Raw genomic sequence first — 15,981 nt, forward strand, 5'->3', positions numbered from 1 at the left:
ACGCTGACACGGCTCATTGGCACAAGCGGCGCGATCGATAAATCCGCCCTATCGCGAGCTTTCGTGCGGATCACGGCACCCGCCGCTTCGTCACCCCCACCGACAGCGCCGCCGCGGCCAGATCGAACGTCGCGCCCGAGATGTTCCGCGCCATCACACGCACCGTATTGTTCGACCAGACCGCCGCATCGAGCTCGATGAAGCGTGTCGACGACACCAGCGACGCCGATGCCAGATCGCCGGCCCGTGCCCCGTTCACCGTGACATCGAGCAGCGCCGTTGCCCCCGGCGCCAGGCTGGGCAAATCCCAGGACACCTCCGCCGCGAACTCCCGCCGCCCGGAGCCGAACAGCGCCCCCGTCAATAGCGGCGTGCCGTTGAGCACAGCGGGCGCGGCCTCCGGCAGTCCGTAGAGCCGGAGCGATTGCAGGTCGATCGGACCGTCGAAGCCGATCACCCCCACCTGCGCATAGGCGACGGCTGCGCCAACGCGGATCGTCTGCCGCCGATTGAAGTTCGCATCATCCATCGGCGCGCCGGCGTTCCACCCTTTGGCCGGCCCGTTCCACTGCATGGTGGTGATCGAGGCCAGCACGTCACCGGCGATGTCCTCGCGAACATTCCCCGCCCCATCGAACACGCGCACGAACAACCGCCCGCCCGAAGCGCCGCTCGTCAGCCAATGTGCCAGCGCGAACTCCTTCGCCTGGGAGGTGTCGAGCAGCCACCCCAGCCCGCGGTTCGCCGCCAGCGTTACTGCGCGATCGGTCGGCGTGACGTCCGCCAGCCCGTTGAAGCAGAAATCCGCCATGAAGGTCGCGGTGGTGGTGGAGGTGGCGATAGTGATCAGCCCCTCGACGCCCACCTCGGTCGCCGACTGGCGGAACGCCGCGGCGCGCGTGTTCGGCACCCCCGCGAGAAAGCGCTGGAACCGCGACGCCGGGGCGCGGTGGCGGTTGATCACCGCATTGCCGCAGCGGTTCGCTGTCGCCGTGTAATCGATACTGACCAGGTAGGTGTTGGTCCAGGCGATGTCGTATTCGCAGTCCTGCGCACCGGCGGTGTGCCGTGCGGCCAGGGGCGAGCAAGCTTCCATGCGCATGTTCCGCGCGATGATGGCAGAGCCCGAGGTCTGATTGAGGAAGGGGATGGCGATATTGCTGCCGGCCTGGCGCAGCTCGAAGTTCGGCGCGTCAAAGACGTGGCGGTTGTGGTTGGTGTAGGCGCCCGCCTCATTGCCGAGCCGGATCCCGAAGCGGTCCTGTGCCGCGTTCACCCCCGTCGCGTGCGCAAAGTGGCCGCCATAGTAGCGCACGGAGGTGTTCCAGGCCGTGGCGGTGGCGCACCAGATGTCGAGGCCGATGCGGTTGTTGACGATGCGCCCCAGCGTGAAGGTGCTGTCCTCCACGCCGCGCCCATCGCCCAGCGTGCGCATGCCAATCGTGAAGCCTTCCACCCGGCGCAGCTCGATCTGTGAGGCATCGACGTTGCGCACGGTGATGCCGATATCGGCCTCGGAGGACCAGTCGGACTGCGTCTGCCGGATGACGTTCAGCCCGCTGTAGAGTTTTTCGGCATTGCGGATGGTCCCGCCATCGCCCAGCACTAGCACGGAGGTGGGCGCGGTGCCGGTGTAGCGGATGGTGCCCTGCATGATTAGCCCGCGCGCCCCGCCCGGCAGCGTCACGGTGCCGGAGACGTTCCAGGTGCCGGGCGGGATCATCGCGAACTTCTGGTCCGCCCCGGCGCGATCGAAGGCGGCCTGGATGGCGGTGCGATCATCGGCCACGCCATCGCCCAGCCCGCCGAAGTCGTTCGGCAGCACCGCCTCGCGGTCGCGCAGGTACTTCGCGAAGTCGCTCTTGTTGAGATTGGCGTTGAGGACCAGCAGGTCGTCGATGCGTGCCGGCATTTTCCCGGATCTCCGATCAGAGGGCTGTGGCGGTGACCGGACCGGCGAAGGCGGAGACGTTGCCCTCGGCCGAGACGCTGCGCAGCCAGTACCAGCGGGTCTGGCCCGCGGTGAGGCCGGTGCGGTCCCAGGGCAACGCTATGGGCTCGCTGGCCAGCTTGGTCGCGGCGGCGAGGCTGGCGCTGTCCGCCTCGAACACCTGCAGCCGCACCGCGCCGATGGGGACGCCGCCCGAGAGACGCACGCCACCGGTGATGCCGAGTGCGGCCGGCGCTGTCACGGCGCCTGGGACCGCCGCCTCGCGCCAGCCCGACACGGCGCCACTGCGCGCCACGGCGCGCGCCCGAACGGCGGTGGGCTCCGTGGTGGGGACCGAGGCCGCCGTGGCGCCCAGCGCCCCGCCATAGCCCTGCCAGACGGCCACCGAGGCCGGCATGAACTCGAGCTCGTAGCCGGCGAGATAGGCCGAGCCCACGGCGGACCAGGACACCCCCAGCGCCCCGGAGGCGGCGGTGACGGGCGTCGCCACGGCGATGGCGGCCGGGGCGGCGATCACGCCCGGGTTGGGCAGCACCACGGAGGGGCTGTCGCCGGCGGCGCGCTCGTCCACCGCCGGGCTCCAATTCCAGACGGCGGGGTCCTCCTCGGACAGCGCCAGGTCCACCCCGCCAGCCGGCGACAGTCGCCAGCCGGTCACCCGCGCCGGGAAGGCCCCGACCCGGTCGAGCGCCACCGTCACCCCATCCCAGGGCCGCAGCCGCAGCGCCAACAGGTTCGCCGGAAACGCCACCTCGCGCTGGCGCCGGACCCGCTCCAGCTCGGCTTTCATCAGCCGCTGGACGGTGGCCACCGAGGTGGTGAGCGGGAACTCCATGTCCCGGTAGATTTGCTCCCCGCCATCCTCGGCCACGTAGTTGGCGGCCAGCAGCGGCGGGGCGTCGGTGGGCTGCCAGTTTTTCGCGGGGTCGACGTAGACCGCCCGCACCCCGTTGAAGAGGTCCCGCCGCGGCCGGCTGCCCTGGATGGTCACGTCGCCGCGCAGGTCGTCCGAGGTGAGCGTCGCCGAGGGCAGCGCCGGCCCACCCGCATGGATAAAGAACCGCCCGCCCGAGACGACCATGGCGCCGGCCATGGCGGCGACCAGCTTGCGGGTGATGGCAATCTTGCCCTCGCCGAGCGAGACGCGCCCGTTCACGGTGTAGCGCCGCTCATGCAGGCCGGCGCGGGTGCCGATCAGCTCGTCGCAGATGTTGGCCGCGGCCATCAGCGCCGGGATGTCGATGTCATCCCAGGCGGCTTTCCAGCCAAAGGGCGCGGTGAGGTACCAGGCGAGGCAGAGTGCGGGATTGTCGGACCAGCCCACGGCACCGGTGCGCGGGTCGAGGATGGTGTCGGCGCCCTCGACCAGGGCGGCGATGTTGGGCGGGCCGGCGGGAAAGGCCTCGGCGGTGATTTTCAGGCGCAGCGCGACATAGGCCCGGCCGCGGCCGCGGTGCTCGGCCGTCCACTTGCCGCCGGTCTCGGCGATGAGGTTGGCATCGGCCGCCTGGTCCGTCGCGCCGAGATGGCGATCGATCCTGACCAGCCCGGCAAACTTCGGATCCGTGGCGAGGGTGTCGCCCAGCCAGACATCGCCGATGCCACGGACGCGGTGCGCGGCCAGCACCACCACCGAATAGAACCAGCCATCGGCGCGCCCCTCGTCGTCGGGTGCCGAGTGGATGAAGACAATGGGCCCGCCCACCTTGCAGCGGCCAAAGACGATCTGGTGCTCGGTGATGGGCTGGCGAAAGGACTGCGTGCGGCCGGCTCCCGGCGCGGTCGGATCGTCGCCAGGCCGTGTCGGGGCGGTGGGGCGCTTGGTGGGAAAGACCGAGGCGCCGATGGAGGAGACGACGAAGGCTGCCCCGGCGCCAACCAGCGCGCCGAGCAGGCCGCCACCGAGGGCCGCGGAGGCCACGCCGCCGGCCACGACGGCGATGAGGGGGATGGCAGCGGGCATTCAGCCAATCCTCCAGGCGGTGGTGCAGTCGGTGATTGGGAGGCGGGTGAGGCCGCGCGGCCCGATGAAGGCGGCGCGGCCCCCGTCGACGACGATGCCGAGCCGATCGGGATCAGGGGCGAGTACGACGTCGCCCATGCGGGTAAAGGCGGGCGGGATGCGGGGAAAGCCCGCGCTGTCGGCCGAGGCAGGGAGATCCGGCAGCACGCGGACGCGGGGCCGAGTGCCGCTCACCGCCTCCACCGCCGCCAGCGCGAACAGGGCACAATTCCAATGGCGCGGATGGAAGGCGCGCGTCTCCGCGGCCGACAGCAGGGCTGCCAGCCGCGTCGCCCAGTCGGGATGGCGCATGGGTGCCCGCCTCGAGCTTACCGCGCCGGCAGCCGGATCTCGGCCTCCTGCAGCGCCGGCACGTATTCGAAGAACCGGTCGCCGGGGTATTCGGCCTGTTGGTCGGCATCGGTGTAGCGCCGCACCTCCGCCCGCTCGAGGTCGACCAACCGGCTTTCGCAGGTGAGGGTCACGCGCGGCTCGGTGCCGTCCGTCACCTGCATGGTGTCCATCAGCCCGGCCCACAGCGGAAAGGGGTCGGCGATAAAGGCGCCCTCGGCATCGAGCAGCGCGCCCCACAGCCGCGCCGGCCGCAGGCGAAAGCTGCGTTCGGCGAGCGCGATGTCCACCACCTCCTGCGGCACCGGAGAGAGCGCGAGGGACAGGCGGACGGCGCGCAGTTCCACCGTCTCCTCGATCTCGCCCACGGCGCCGATCGCGCCCACGCCCTCAAAGACCTTGCCGGCCCAGTGCAGCAGGCCGAGCCCCGTCCAGGCGCGAAAGGCGCCGGAGGCGAAGTCGAGCTCCACCATCACCACCGGCGCGGCGACGGGCGCCGTGGCGGAGGCGGCGGCATGGGCCGAAAGGCGGGGCGTGCCGGACATCAGAGTGCTTCCTCCATCCGCACGGTGATCGCCGTGAACCGCCCCGACCGTGTCGGATTGGCTGCCTCGTCATCGGAGATCAGCCGCATCGGCACGCTGGGTTTGGTCAGCACCAGCGGCGTGCTGACCAGCATCGCCTCGCGCAGCGGCGGCGCGATCGGAATGGTGGCCGTGCCCGCACCCGAGGCCACCACCGTCTCGGTCGCCATGTAGAGCCGCCCGCCGAGGCCGATGTGGTCCCCGGCCCCCACCGCCACCGTGCCGGGCCACCAGCCTGCGGTGGTGATGCTGAGCGCACCCCGGGGCGCGCCCGCGGCCAGCGCAGGATTGCCCGAGCCCACCACCAGCCCCGTCCCATCCGTGAAGATCGTCGCGTCCGAGAAGCTGTAGGGCCCGCTCGGCACATCCCCCTGGCTGCGCGGATCCCCGGTAGGAAACTCCCGCCGCCAATCCCACACCCGGACGGTGTTCACCGAGCCGGCCAGTGCCGCCAACAGTCCCTCCAGCAGCCCGGCCTTGGCCGGGTTCAGCGGCTCGAAGCTCGCCTCGGCCACCCAGCGCGCCCCCTCGCGCCGCATCACCTGGGTGGCGCGGGTCACCGGCGAGACAAAGCGCAGCGTGTTGTGCTGCAGGTAGAAGACCAAGCGTGAGGGGCGCAGCAGCTCCGGCCAGGCATATTCCACCATCGCTGCTACCCCCGCACCGTCTCATAGGCCGCGCCGCCGCGGCGCACCGCGTCCAGCGTCATCACCGAGGCCTGCCGCGCGATCTGGCCGGCCAGCAGACGCAGCCGCGCCTCGACGCCGGCGTCCGCCCCGCGCGCGTCGATGCTGATGGTCTGGTGGATCACGGGACCGCTGCCGGGAGCCGTGCCATTGGGCAGCACCGTGCCGCTGCGGCTCGGCACGAACCATTCCGGCCCGCGCTCGCCCACGATGTAGGGCTGCCCCGCCGAGACCGGCCCACCCTCCGCCCGGAACAGGCCTGAGAAGAGATTCCCGAAGGAAAAGCCCGACAGCGCGGTGGTGACCGCATTGCCCAGCGGCTCGGTGATGGTGCGCCGGGCGATGACGCGGGCAATGTCCTGCAGCAGCCCCTGCATCACCTTGGACAGCTTCTCGCCCTTGATGATCGCGTCCTCGAAGGCGCTGCTGAAGGTCAGGCCGAGATCGCGCGCGGTGCTGCTGGTGCGCTCGGTCGCGGCCTGCACGCGCTGCTGGCCGCGCTCCAGCTCCTCCAGCGCGGCATTGGCCTCGCGCGAGATGGTCTCGTCCGGCACCGCGCGGCCGGCCCGCTCCGCCCGCTCCACCAGCCGGCCCAGCGTCTCCAGGCGGCGCTGGTACTTCTCATACGCGGTCTCGTTGTTCTGGATGAGCCGCTCGCGCTCACGGATCAGGTCGTTGATCTCGCGCTCCGCCTCGCGGTCGGGCCGCGGGATCGTGGCCACGCGCCGGGTGGTGCCCTCGATGCGTTGCAGCGCCTGGTCACGCTCGCGCAGGGCCAGGGTTTCGAGGCGGGTGCGATCGGCGGCGGTCAGCCCGCCGGCGGCCTCGGCCTCGCGCAGGCGGCGGACCCGCTCCTCATAGGCGCTGTTGATCCGGAACCGGTCGTCCAGCTGCTTGCGGAACTCCTCGGCCTCGGCGGTAGCACGGCGGCGGCGGGCATCCGCGGCCTGGGCAGCGGCGCCCTCCTGCTCTGTGCGCTGCCGCTCGCCGGCGGCCTGCTCGCCGCGGGTGATCTCCTCCGACAGCTCGGCATACTGCCGGCGCAGCTCCTCCAGCCGGGCGGCGCGGTCCACGCCGGCCTGCTGCTGGGCCGTGCCGACCAGCCCACCGCGAATACTGCCGCGGCGCGGCTGGGCGCGCAGGCTGTCGCGGCCGTCATTCTCCGCCTCCATGCGGGCGATGGCCGCGCGCAGTTCCTCCGCCTGGCGGCGGCGGTCGGCATCCACCTCGCCGGGCAGGCCGAGCCCGGCGCCGCGGCGAATGCCGTCCAGCACGCGCGCGGCCCCGGCCAGCGCACGCGCCAGCCCGTTGGACAGGCCGATGGCCTGGTCGAGCTGGCCGAGAAAGGGGTCGGTGGCCGCCGTCAGCTGGCCAAAGGCGCGGCTGAGCGACAGAGGCGCGCGCTCGAACTCCGCGCCGAGGCGTTCGGTGGCGCGCAGCAGGGCGGGAAACACCCGCTCGGCGGTGAGCTGGCCCTCGGAGCCCAGCTTGCGCAGCTCACCGATGGACACGCCGAGCTCGCGCGACAGCCCCTCGGCCAGCAGCGGCATGGCCTCGAGGATGGCGCGCAGCTCATCGCCCTGCAGCACGCCCGAGGCCAGCGCCTGCGCCAGCTGGAGCGTGGCCGAGGAGATCTCCTGCGTGGACGCGCCGGAGACGATGGCCACACGCTGCAGCCCGCCGACGAGGCGCACCACCTGGTCGGAGGTGGCGCCGATCTCGCGTGCGGCGATGGAAAAGCGCTGGAAGGCGGAGATGCTCTCGCCCACAGCCACGCCGGTGGAGAGGGCGTTGCGATACAGCGCCTCGTAGACCTCGCTGGCGCGTTCGATGGAGCCGGTGGCGTTTTGCAGGCGGGACAGGCCCTGGGTGAGGCTGTCCCCGGCCTGGACGAACGCGCGGGCGGCGGCGGCGAGGCCCGCGATCTGCAGACCGCGCACGGCGACGTCGAGCAGGTCGAGGGAGCGGGAGGCGCGCTCAGCGCCGCCCTTGATCTGGTCCAGCGAGCGTTGGCCGGTCTCGCCGACCTCGCGCAGCCCGGCCTTGACCCGGGCGGCGTCGTCGAGCGAGAGGCGCACCGAGACGCGGCGGGTGGCGTCGGCCATGGATTACGCCTCCCTGCGGCAGAATATTTGTCGCTACGGATATTGCCCCGCGACATTTGCGGCACTACAGTAATTCGGTGCGGATCACCTTCGACCCGGCCAAGCGCGCCAGGACGCTGACCGAGCGAGGGCTGGACTTCGCCGATGCCGCGCATGTGTTCGCCGGGCTGCACGCGACGCTGCCCGATGGCCGACGCGACTATGGCGAGCTGCGATTTATCTCAGCCGGCTTTCTCGAAGGTCGGCTGGTGGTCCTGGTGTGGACGCCGCGGGGCAGTGCCCGGCGCGTCATTTCGATGAGGCACGCTCATGCCGACGAAGAAGCCCGCTGGCGCCAGCACCTGGGTGGACCCTGATGATGCGCCGCCCCTGACGGAGGAGTTTTTCGCGCGGGCGGAGGTTCGCGAGGGTACGAAGCTTGTCCGTCGCGGCCGGCCACGGCTGCCCGACGCCAAGCGCCAGGTGACGATCCGGCTGGATCCGGAGCTGCTGGACCGACTGCGGGCCACGGGACCTGGGTGGCAAACCCGCCTGAACGAAGCGGTGCGGGAGTGGCTCAAGAAGCATTCGGCGTGATTGGGTAGCGCTCGTTGCCTGTTGGCACAGCCTCGTGCTGTGCCGCGTATCCCTCGGCCATGCCGATGCGCAGCGCGAGCAGCAGCTCGGCAGCGGCCCAGCCGGTGGCGCCCATTTCGCGGGACGCGGCGAGTGCGCCGGCGGTGTCGAGGGTGAGGCCGGTCATCGAGGCCTCGGCACAAGCCGTGCCGGCGGACCAGCAGGCGTGGCCCTCGATGCTGGTCGGCGCATGCGCCGCGTAGGGGCACTCGGCGCCGCAGTCGCGCCCCAAGGCCGTGCAGCCGCGGCAGTATTCGGGCCCGCGGCCGAAGTGCCAGGCGGCGCGGGCCCTTAGGCGTTTCCCTCCAGGGCTACGGCAGCGACGGGGGCCGTGGCTCGGTCCCAGAAGGCGGCGGCGATCTCGTCCATGTCCATCAGGCGCTCGACGGCCTCGGGGGAGAGGGGAAGCGGCTTGCCGGCTGCGTCGCCGACGCCCTCCCAGGCCAGCACCGCATGCCGGCCGAGCGCCTTGACCAGGAAGGCGAAGGAGAGGCCGCGGGCCATGTCGGGGTCGAGGTCGGGATCAGCAATGCGGATGGCCGTCAAACGGCGCGCGGCGGCGGCCTGGGCAGCGGCCATCACCGCGGTGGTCACGGGGCGGATCTCCACGCGGACGCCGCGCGGCAGGTCGAGCCAGTACGGCTCGGCCGGGAGGTCGAGGGTGAGCACAGAATTCTCCTTTGCTAAGGGCTGAGTTGGACCGGGTGCTTGCGGGAACATTCGTGACCGCCGCCTGCGTGCTGATTGGCCCCTTTCAGGGCGGCGACGGCTGCATCAGTCCGGGAGCATCCGCCGCGGAAGGCGTCGTGCTCAGCGCGGCAGTCCAACCGCAGCCGTCATGCGTGGCACGATACGCAGGTAGACCAGCACCCCGAGCAATTCGATGAGCGATTGCAAGACCACGACGACGGCCACGCCCACCCAGACCGGCGGCAGGGCGAGCGCCAGAGGCAGGACGACAAAGGAGTTCCGGGTGCCGAGGCTGAAGATCAGCGTCCGCGTCGCCGGTACCGGTAGCCGGAAGACCCGCCCAAGCGCCAGGCCGATCAGGAGGGCTACGATCAGAAAGGCAACGAAGACCCCCAGCACCTGGCCCATGATCGGGAGCGAGCTCATCACGGCCTCCAACTGCGACGCTGCGATCAGGAAGACAACAACGCCAAGCAGCGGGACCGGCAGCCAGGCCAGGCGCTCAATGAGGATTTCGCGCCCGCGGGCACGCTCCACCCAGCGCTCCGTGAGCCAGGCCGCGACAAGCGGGAGGACGATCAGGGTGAGAAAGACGATTGCGATCCGCTCGACCACCAGGATCTCAAGGAGCGCATCGCCCATGAAGACCCAGAGGTAGATCGGCAGCAGCAGGAACTGGAGGACCAGCATCACGGGCGTCACAGCGATGGCCCGCGGCGTGTCCCCCTGTCCAAGATGGGTGAACGTGATGAACCAGTCCGTGCAGGGCACGAGCAGCACCAGCAACACGCCCAAACGGATGCCTGGATCGGGCGGCAGAAGGAGCAGCAGCCCCCCGACCACAATGGGAATGAGGACGAAGTTCCCGACAAGCGCCGCCCCCATGAAGCGGCGATCCTTGAAGGCATCCGAGATGTGGGTCAGCGGTACCTGCGTGAAGGTGGCATAGAGCAGCAGGCCCAGGGCGGGCCAGATCACCGCCTCCAGCGCGCCAGCCAGGTCTGGCCTCGTCCAGCCGAGCGCGAGGCCAAGGAGGACGGCTGCCAGATACAACCAGATCTGATGCTTTTCGAGCTGTTGTCGGGTCATGAGCATAGCATAAGCGGTCGCGCGGTGGTCGGGCGAGCGCGGCGCAATCCGGTAGGGAGCGTCACGTATAATCGCTGGCTGGCTGCTGGTTCCGCAGCACCACCGTCATCATCCGCGTCGCCGTGGCGTTGAAGGCGGCGCGGAAATCAAAGCTGGCCTCCACCCCCGCCGGCCCTTCGATCGGCGTCTTGGCCAGCGCCAGGTACACCTCATGCAGCGTGACGGTGAGGCTGCGGTTCGCGTCGATTGTGTAGGCAAAGGCGAACTCCGCCGCCGTGCCGTTCTGCGCCTGCGTCAGCAGCGTGGTGTTCTCGAAGCGCGCGGTGATTTGCCCCGTGGCGCGCGACACACCGGGATCGGCACCCTCGATCCGGCGATCGGCGCGGATGGTCCGCACAGTCTCGATGCTGTTGGAGTAGGCCAGCCGCGCCCCAGTCACCTGCGCCAGCGCCGCGCCGCTCCGCGTGACGGATCCTTGAGCCTTGTTGAAGGCCGTATAGGCGGCGGTGAGGGGCGAGCCGCCCGAGGTCGCGCCCGACCGCACCGAGCCCTGCGCCACCAGCTTGATGGTGGCCGTCGCCGGCCCGGTCGGCGAGAAGTCGATCTCCAGCGTGTCAGCGCGTACGCCGGTGCAGACGTCGAAGGACGGCACGTCCGGATAGCCGGTCTCGATCGCCTGGGACGGCAGCGCCGCCGCGCCCGAGCCGAAGGTGTGGATGAAGTTCGGGCTGGTGCCGGTGGTGGTCGGCGCGCCGAGCAGCAGGCGCAGCCAGTGGCCGGTGTTAATCAGGTCGATCGGCACCACGACGTCGCCGGCGACGGTGACGGTGTCGAGGAAGGGCGCGGCGGGATCGCGATTGCCACCGAGGCCGATGACATCCGCGTCCAGCAGCGGCTGCTCGGCGCCGAGGCTGCTGGAGAGGAAGGGCACGCGGCGCCAGTTCCCACCCGGGGCGGTGCCGTAGGTGACCTCCGGGATCATGAGCAGGCGCGAGTTGGCGCCAATGGCACGGGGCATGGGAAAACTCCTGTCAGGCCAGCGGCGAGCCGGCGACGGTAAAGACCAGCGTCACGGGAATGGCGGCGGCGCGCACCGCGGCGGCGCCCTCCGTCTCGACGTCATCGAACCCAGGCGCGCCGGGCTGCGCCCATTCCACCGCGCCGCCGAGGGTGCGGTCCGCGGTGATGGCGGCGCCGATCTCCACGAGCAGTGCGTCGAGCACCGCCGTGCTGGTCGCCACCACCTCCACCACGGCGCGATGTTCGATCTGCCACGCGAGCGGGGAGAGGATCGGCGTCTCCTCCACCGTCTCGCCATCGCGCAGCACCACCAGCCCGCCAGGCGGCAGGCGCTGCGGCGCGGTCTCATTGCGGAGCAGTTTGGCCGCGGGGTTTCGCAGGGCCAGGGCGGCGCTCAGGCGGGCGGACAGGGCGGTCAGGGCCAACTCGCGGACACTCACTGTCCACGCCCCGTCTCGGCGCCCCAGGCCGCCACAAAGCGCCGCGGCAGGCGGCGCAGGGCGCGCAGCGACGCACCACGCACGTCGAGCCGCTTGCGCAGCAGCACCTGGGGCAGGAGAAGAAACATCGGCACCATCCCCTGCTCCAGCAGGCCGCGGGCCCAGGCCTCACGCCCCTTGCGGTTGGCCGTGCCGACCTCGACCACGCCACCGGCCATGAGCCGCGTGCGCCGCCGCCGCCCGGTGCCTTGTCCCTGCCGCAGCGGCAGGCACCACACGAAGCCCCGGCCCGATTTGAACGGGCGGAGGAAGGCCTGGCCGGAGGCGACCATCTGCGCCGGGGTGACCCGCAGCCCCTTGTCGCCGCGCCCGCGCCAGCCGCGGGCGGCATTAAAGCCCGTCGCGATGGCCAGGAACTTCCCGCCACCCTTGGGGCGGATCAGCGCGCCGCGGTCGAAGGCGTCGATCACCAGCGGGGTCTTGCTCCAGACCAGCCCGGCCGCGCGCAGTGAGACGCCGCTGCGGGGAAACACCTGCGAGCGCCAGGCATTGGCGATGCCGCGCGCCTTGCCGCCGAGGGAGCCGGTGACCTGCTGGCGCAGTTCGCGCTTGAGCGCGTCGGTTTCCTCGCGCACGGCGCGGGAGGCGGCGCGCTCGCCGGCGCGGACCTCCTCGGCCAGCGCCTTGCGGAGGTCGCCCACGATGGCGGTGAGACGCATGGGCTATCGCCGGCAGAGCACGCGCCAGGCGACACCCGCGGCATCGCGCTCGGCGCTGTCCACCGTCAGCAGATCCGCGCCGAGGGTGAAGCTGTCGCCCGACTCGATGGCAGGCAGCGCGGCCAGGGGCACGGTGAGGATGTCGGTGGCCTGGAGGATGCTGGTGCCAAAGCCGTCTGCCACGCGGTCGGGGCTGGAGCGCAGCACTCGCAGCGGGATCCCCGCGCCGGTGCCCGCGGCCCGGTAGGTCGCCCCGACGCCGAGGTTAGGATCCGCCGCCAGCACGGCCAGCGCCGCATTGAAAGCGGTCATCCCAGCCCGAACCAGGAGGCCAGCTTGGCGCCCATGGCCGCACCGATGATGCCGCCCGCCGCCGCCGCCCCGGTGGCCGGCACCGCCATGGGCATGCCACCGCTGCCTCCGACGGCGGAGAGCGATAGCCGGGCGGTGAGCGCCGCCATGGCCTTGACCAGTTCGGTCACCGTGCGCGTGAGCTCGCGCATATCGGCGTCGCCCTCGCCGAGCCGCCGCTCGATCTCCGTGAGGCGGGCGATGATCGCGCCGAGCTCGCGGTCGTGGTGGGTCATGGCACGATCTCCCGCTGACGCTGCAGGCGCTGGAGGATGGCCCAGGCCGCGGCACCCGCGACGGCCAGCGCCACGCCCCAGGGGCCGAGGGCACGCGCCACAGAGGCGAGGCGATCAGCGTGCGGGGCGATGAGTTCCACCGCCTCCAGGACGGTGGCGGCGGTCAGGCCCGCGGCCGCGGCACCGGCGGCAGCACGGACGGTGCCGGTGCGGGCGATGCCGGGCTCCACCAGCCCGGCCAGGCGCAGCCCCTCGGCGATCACCTCCGGCGCATAGGGCTGGCCGCCCAGTTCGTGGCGGATGATGGCCTCGACCAGCCCCCGCAGCGTGGCGGCGTCGTGCAGGTCGACGGGGTCATCGAGCCCCACCGCCAGGCGCTTGGCCACCGCGTCCTGGTAGGCGCGGGTGTTGTTCTCCGCGCTGGGCGCCCAGCGCGCCACGATGCCGCGCACGGTGCGCAGGCCGTGCCGGTCCTGGTAGCTCTGCAGCAGCAGGGCGAGCGCGCGGATGCCGTGCTGGTGCGAGTGGAACCGGCAGAAGCGCCCATCCGAGGGTGGATCGGCCAGGCCGAGCCATTTGTTGGCCGGGACGTGCTCGATGTTGCCGGGGTTGCGGTTGCGATAGCCCCGCGCGGCCTTGGGATCCCCGTTCATGCGCCGGACGCCGGAACGCGGAGCAGCACGGCGCGGACGGTGGCGTCCGCGGCGAGCGCTGCCACGGCGGCGATGCCCACCTGGAAATTGCCGGTGGCGGTGGTGGTGAGGCGGCGGTTGGTGTCGTCCCAAAAGAGGCGCGCACCGGCAGTGATGGCCAGCGCCGGCTGCTTGGTGATGTCGAACACGCCCTTGGTCTGGCATTCGATGACGGCGTTTTGCACGCCATCGACGGCAGCCACGCCAAAGAGCGCCCCGACCAGGACGCCCTGGCCGGAGAGGATGCCGCCCGCATAGGGGACGGCGATGGCCAGGCTGTTGCCCGGCTGGACGTAGTTGCGCATGGGGATGGGAGCTCCAGAAACGCAGAAGGCGTCCCGAAGGACGCCCTCTGCATGGGTTCACGATGGAACGGGATGAGCCGGGATCAGGTGCCCGAATTGAACCAGGCGCCGCGCCAGTCGATGGCGCCCACGCCGAAGTCGAAGATCACGCTGACCTCGACGCCGTCCACGCCCTGGACGTTGCCGGTCGTGACCTGCGGTCCCTCCGCCCCGTTGAGGTAGCCGTAGACGTAGACCGGCGCCGCCATCGGGTCGGAGAACAGGTACCAGCGGTTCGCCGGGATCAGCGGCTCGACCAGCGGCTGGACGAAGCCGGCATAGACGTTGGCGTTGCTGGTCTGGGTCGCCTGGACGGAGACGGTGAGCTGCCGCGCCGCGAGCTCCTGGTTCGGCCCGACCAGCAGCCGCATCTGCGCGCCGACGGCGATCGGCAGGCCGTCGAGGGTCTTCTGGCGCATCACCGCGGCACGGCCCAGCGCCAGGTTCGGCAGGTCGAGCGCGGTGCCGGCCCCTGCCTTGTTGGCCCGCGCCGCCGCCGTCCCGAACACCGCCGCGGCACCGGTGATGAGCGTGGGCCCGTCGCCATTGGCCGCGTTCAGCAGCTGGTAGGCGGTGGCGTTCTCGAAATCGGCGACCCGTCGGCCGATCATGCTGGCGAAGTCGGTGAAGGCACCGAGATCATCGTTGACCAGCATCTGCCGCGTGACACGGATGCGCCGGGCGAAGGTCTGCAGGAACACCAGCTCCTGGCTTTCGGACATGGTGCCGGCCTGAACCTCGCCATTCTCCGACAGCGGCAGCAGGGTCGGGAAGTCGCCGACGCGGAGGTGGCGGTGCGGCTTGAAGTCCCGAAAATCGCGGCGGAGGAACAGCGTCCGGTAGGTGGGTGCCGCCGGGGCATAGGCCGCCAGCAGCATCTTGTTGGCCGCGGCCGAGAGCAGCGCGGGGAAGTCGCTGGTGGTTTGGAAGGCGCGCTCGGCCAGGATGGTCGGGTTGCGCGGCACGTTGCGCTCGCCGCGGGCACGGAGCAGCTCGCCGATCATGTCGGAGGGGCGCCAGCCCAGGAACTCGGTGTGGCGGCCGGTCGCCGGCGCCTGGTAGCCGGGCATGGTGCGGGCGGCCAGCGCCTCGGCCATGGCGTCGAGGATCTGGGTCGGGTCCTCGTTGGACGGGCCGGTGTCGGGGCGCGCCGGCAGGGACGGGCGCGCGGCGCCGCTGGTGAAGGCGTCCCACAGGCGGCCGCGCAGCACCTCGGGCGATACGCGGTCGCGGATGGCGGCCTCCCGCATCGTGTCGAGCATGTCGGCGGTCACCAGTCCGCGGGCGGCGGCCAGCACCGGCTCATAGCCGGCGATGCGCTCGACCGCGGCGCGTTCGGCCTCGGCGCGGATGGCCTCGAGGTCGGGGGCGGTCGGCGCGGCACGGGTCGGCTCGGGCGGGGAGGCTGCGGTCACGGTGGTCTCCTGGGGCGGGATGGTGGGCGGCGACGCAGCGGGCGGCGCCGAAGGGGCAGCCGGGGTCTCCGGCGTCGTCTCGGTCATGGGGTGTTCCTCGGTCAGGGCAGGTTCGATGGCGGTGGCGGGAGTGCCCTGCGTCTCCTCGCCACGGATCACGGCCAAGCCATCCACCGGGACGGGCACGATCGAGATCTCGTAGGGCTCCCAATCCACGGCGCGGTGGATCGTCTGGCCGGTGGCGGCATCGGGCCGTGGGTCGTAGCGATGCACGCGGTAGCCGACGCTCACCGACTGCAGCGTGCCGTCGGCGACGCGCTGCCAGACCGGCTCGACGTCGTCGGCGCCGCTGAATTGCAGGGTGGCGTAGCCGCGGCCGGCCTCTAGGCGCGCCGCAGTGACCCGGCCCAGCACGTCGCGCGTGCCGGCGCGGCGGTGGGTGTCCAGCACGGGCGCCCGACCGGAGCGGAGCGCGTCCATGCGCACCGCCTCGGGCCGCATGTCGAGCTCTTCGAGGATCGGCCCATAGGGCGGCACGAAGTTGCGGGCCCGCGCGCCGGTGGACCACACCACCTCGACGGTGCGGGCCGCGCGATTGACCGTGACGGGCGCCGCCAAGGCGCGGCAGGCGGTGATTGACTGCCCACCGGTGGGAAGTCGATCGGGCGCAGCGTCTCCGTCCAGTGCGGGC

Annotated in this window: 19 protein-coding genes; 2 read left to right on the forward strand and 17 right to left on the reverse strand. The window is 71.6% G+C overall.

The genetic code is table 11. The features are described from left to right. Positions 1-70: 70 nt before the first annotated feature. From ICW72_RS11215 to ICW72_RS11240, 6 genes are read right to left on the reverse strand one after another with little or no spacing between them, the layout of a single operon-like run. Positions 71-1,912: a hypothetical protein gene (locus tag ICW72_RS11215; RefSeq protein ID WP_191082784.1), complete on the reverse strand. Its 1,842-nt coding sequence runs from the start codon at positions 1,910-1,912 to the stop codon at positions 71-73. A gap of 16 nt (positions 1,913-1,928) precedes the next feature. After that, positions 1,929-3,914 carry a phage tail protein gene (locus ICW72_RS11220; protein WP_191082785.1) on the reverse strand — a complete coding sequence of 662 codons (1,986 nt, stop codon included), beginning with the start codon at positions 3,912-3,914 and terminating at the stop codon, positions 1,929-1,931. Beyond that, on the reverse strand, positions 3,915-4,265 hold the full coding sequence (locus ICW72_RS11225) for a DUF6950 family protein (RefSeq protein WP_191082786.1): 351 nt from the start codon (positions 4,263-4,265) through the stop codon (positions 3,915-3,917). A 17-nt stretch (positions 4,266-4,282) separates the two neighbouring features. Continuing rightward, positions 4,283-4,849, reverse strand: coding sequence for a hypothetical protein (locus ICW72_RS11230; RefSeq protein WP_191082787.1), 567 nt, complete (start codon positions 4,847-4,849; stop codon positions 4,283-4,285). Next, complete coding sequence (locus ICW72_RS11235) at positions 4,849-5,535, reverse strand: hypothetical protein (protein ID WP_191082788.1); 687 nt, start codon at positions 5,533-5,535, stop codon at positions 4,849-4,851. The genes ICW72_RS11230 and ICW72_RS11235 overlap by 1 nt, the downstream gene beginning before the upstream one ends. Before the next feature lie 5 nt (positions 5,536-5,540). Continuing rightward, positions 5,541-7,679, reverse strand: a complete 2,139-nt coding sequence (locus ICW72_RS11240; RefSeq protein ID WP_191082789.1) for a tape measure protein — start codon at positions 7,677-7,679, stop codon at positions 5,541-5,543. Positions 7,680-7,756: 77 nt separating this feature from the next. On the opposite strand from ICW72_RS11240, the gene ICW72_RS11245 reads away from it, so the two are divergent. After that, positions 7,757-8,035 (forward strand): BrnT family toxin, encoded by a 279-nt coding sequence (locus tag ICW72_RS11245; RefSeq protein ID WP_191082790.1) that lies wholly within the window; start codon positions 7,757-7,759, stop codon positions 8,033-8,035. Next, a complete protein-coding gene (locus tag ICW72_RS11250; RefSeq protein ID WP_191082791.1) occupies positions 7,989-8,255 on the forward strand; it encodes a BrnA antitoxin family protein in 267 nt (88 codons plus the stop codon). Before ICW72_RS11245 ends, ICW72_RS11250 begins: the two co-directional genes overlap by 47 nt. Here the strand turns inward: ICW72_RS11250 and ICW72_RS11255 are convergent. The 11 genes from ICW72_RS11255 to ICW72_RS11305 all read right to left on the reverse strand — a co-directional run bounded on the left by ICW72_RS11255 (position 8,236) and on the right by ICW72_RS11305 (position 15,908). After that, positions 8,236-8,421, reverse strand: a complete 186-nt coding sequence (locus ICW72_RS11255; protein WP_191082792.1) for a hypothetical protein — start codon at positions 8,419-8,421, stop codon at positions 8,236-8,238. The two genes, ICW72_RS11250 and ICW72_RS11255, sit on opposite strands and share 20 nt — an antisense overlap. Before the next feature lie 164 nt (positions 8,422-8,585). Next, entirely contained in the window at positions 8,586-8,963 is a 378-nt protein-coding gene (locus ICW72_RS11260) for a hypothetical protein (protein ID WP_191082793.1), read from the reverse strand. Between the two features lie 141 nt (positions 8,964-9,104). Next, positions 9,105-10,073, reverse strand: coding sequence for an arsenic resistance protein (locus ICW72_RS11265; RefSeq protein ID WP_191082794.1), 969 nt, complete (start codon positions 10,071-10,073; stop codon positions 9,105-9,107). A gap of 61 nt (positions 10,074-10,134) precedes the next feature. Continuing rightward, a complete protein-coding gene (locus ICW72_RS11270; protein WP_191082795.1) occupies positions 10,135-11,091 on the reverse strand; it encodes a phage tail tube protein in 957 nt (318 codons plus the stop codon). 13 nt (positions 11,092-11,104) lie between these two features. Further along, complete coding sequence (locus ICW72_RS11275; RefSeq protein WP_191082796.1) at positions 11,105-11,533, reverse strand: hypothetical protein; 429 nt, start codon at positions 11,531-11,533, stop codon at positions 11,105-11,107. Beyond that, positions 11,530-12,252 (reverse strand): DUF6441 family protein, encoded by a 723-nt coding sequence (locus ICW72_RS11280; protein WP_191082797.1) that lies wholly within the window; start codon positions 12,250-12,252, stop codon positions 11,530-11,532. Before ICW72_RS11280 ends, ICW72_RS11275 begins: the two co-directional genes overlap by 4 nt. A 3-nt stretch (positions 12,253-12,255) precedes the next feature. Next, positions 12,256-12,564, reverse strand: a complete 309-nt coding sequence (locus ICW72_RS11285) for a head-tail joining protein (protein WP_191082798.1) — start codon at positions 12,562-12,564, stop codon at positions 12,256-12,258. Continuing rightward, positions 12,561-12,839, reverse strand: a complete 279-nt coding sequence (locus ICW72_RS11290) for a hypothetical protein (RefSeq protein WP_191082799.1) — start codon at positions 12,837-12,839, stop codon at positions 12,561-12,563. Before ICW72_RS11290 ends, ICW72_RS11285 begins: the two co-directional genes overlap by 4 nt. Next, positions 12,836-13,492 (reverse strand): structural protein, encoded by a 657-nt coding sequence (locus ICW72_RS11295; protein WP_191082800.1) that lies wholly within the window; start codon positions 13,490-13,492, stop codon positions 12,836-12,838. The genes ICW72_RS11290 and ICW72_RS11295 overlap by 4 nt, the downstream gene beginning before the upstream one ends. After that, a complete protein-coding gene (locus tag ICW72_RS11300) occupies positions 13,489-13,836 on the reverse strand; it encodes a DUF2190 family protein (RefSeq protein ID WP_191082801.1) in 348 nt (115 codons plus the stop codon). Before ICW72_RS11300 ends, ICW72_RS11295 begins: the two co-directional genes overlap by 4 nt. Positions 13,837-13,919: 83 nt before the next feature. Then, complete coding sequence (locus ICW72_RS11305) at positions 13,920-15,908, reverse strand: prohead protease/major capsid protein fusion protein (protein ID WP_223881022.1); 1,989 nt, start codon at positions 15,906-15,908, stop codon at positions 13,920-13,922. Positions 15,909-15,981: the final 73 nt, after the last annotated feature.

Origin of the sequence: Roseococcus microcysteis, assembly GCF_014764365.1 — a bacterium.
Classification (GTDB): Bacteria; Pseudomonadota; Alphaproteobacteria; order Acetobacterales; family Acetobacteraceae; genus Roseococcus; species Roseococcus microcysteis.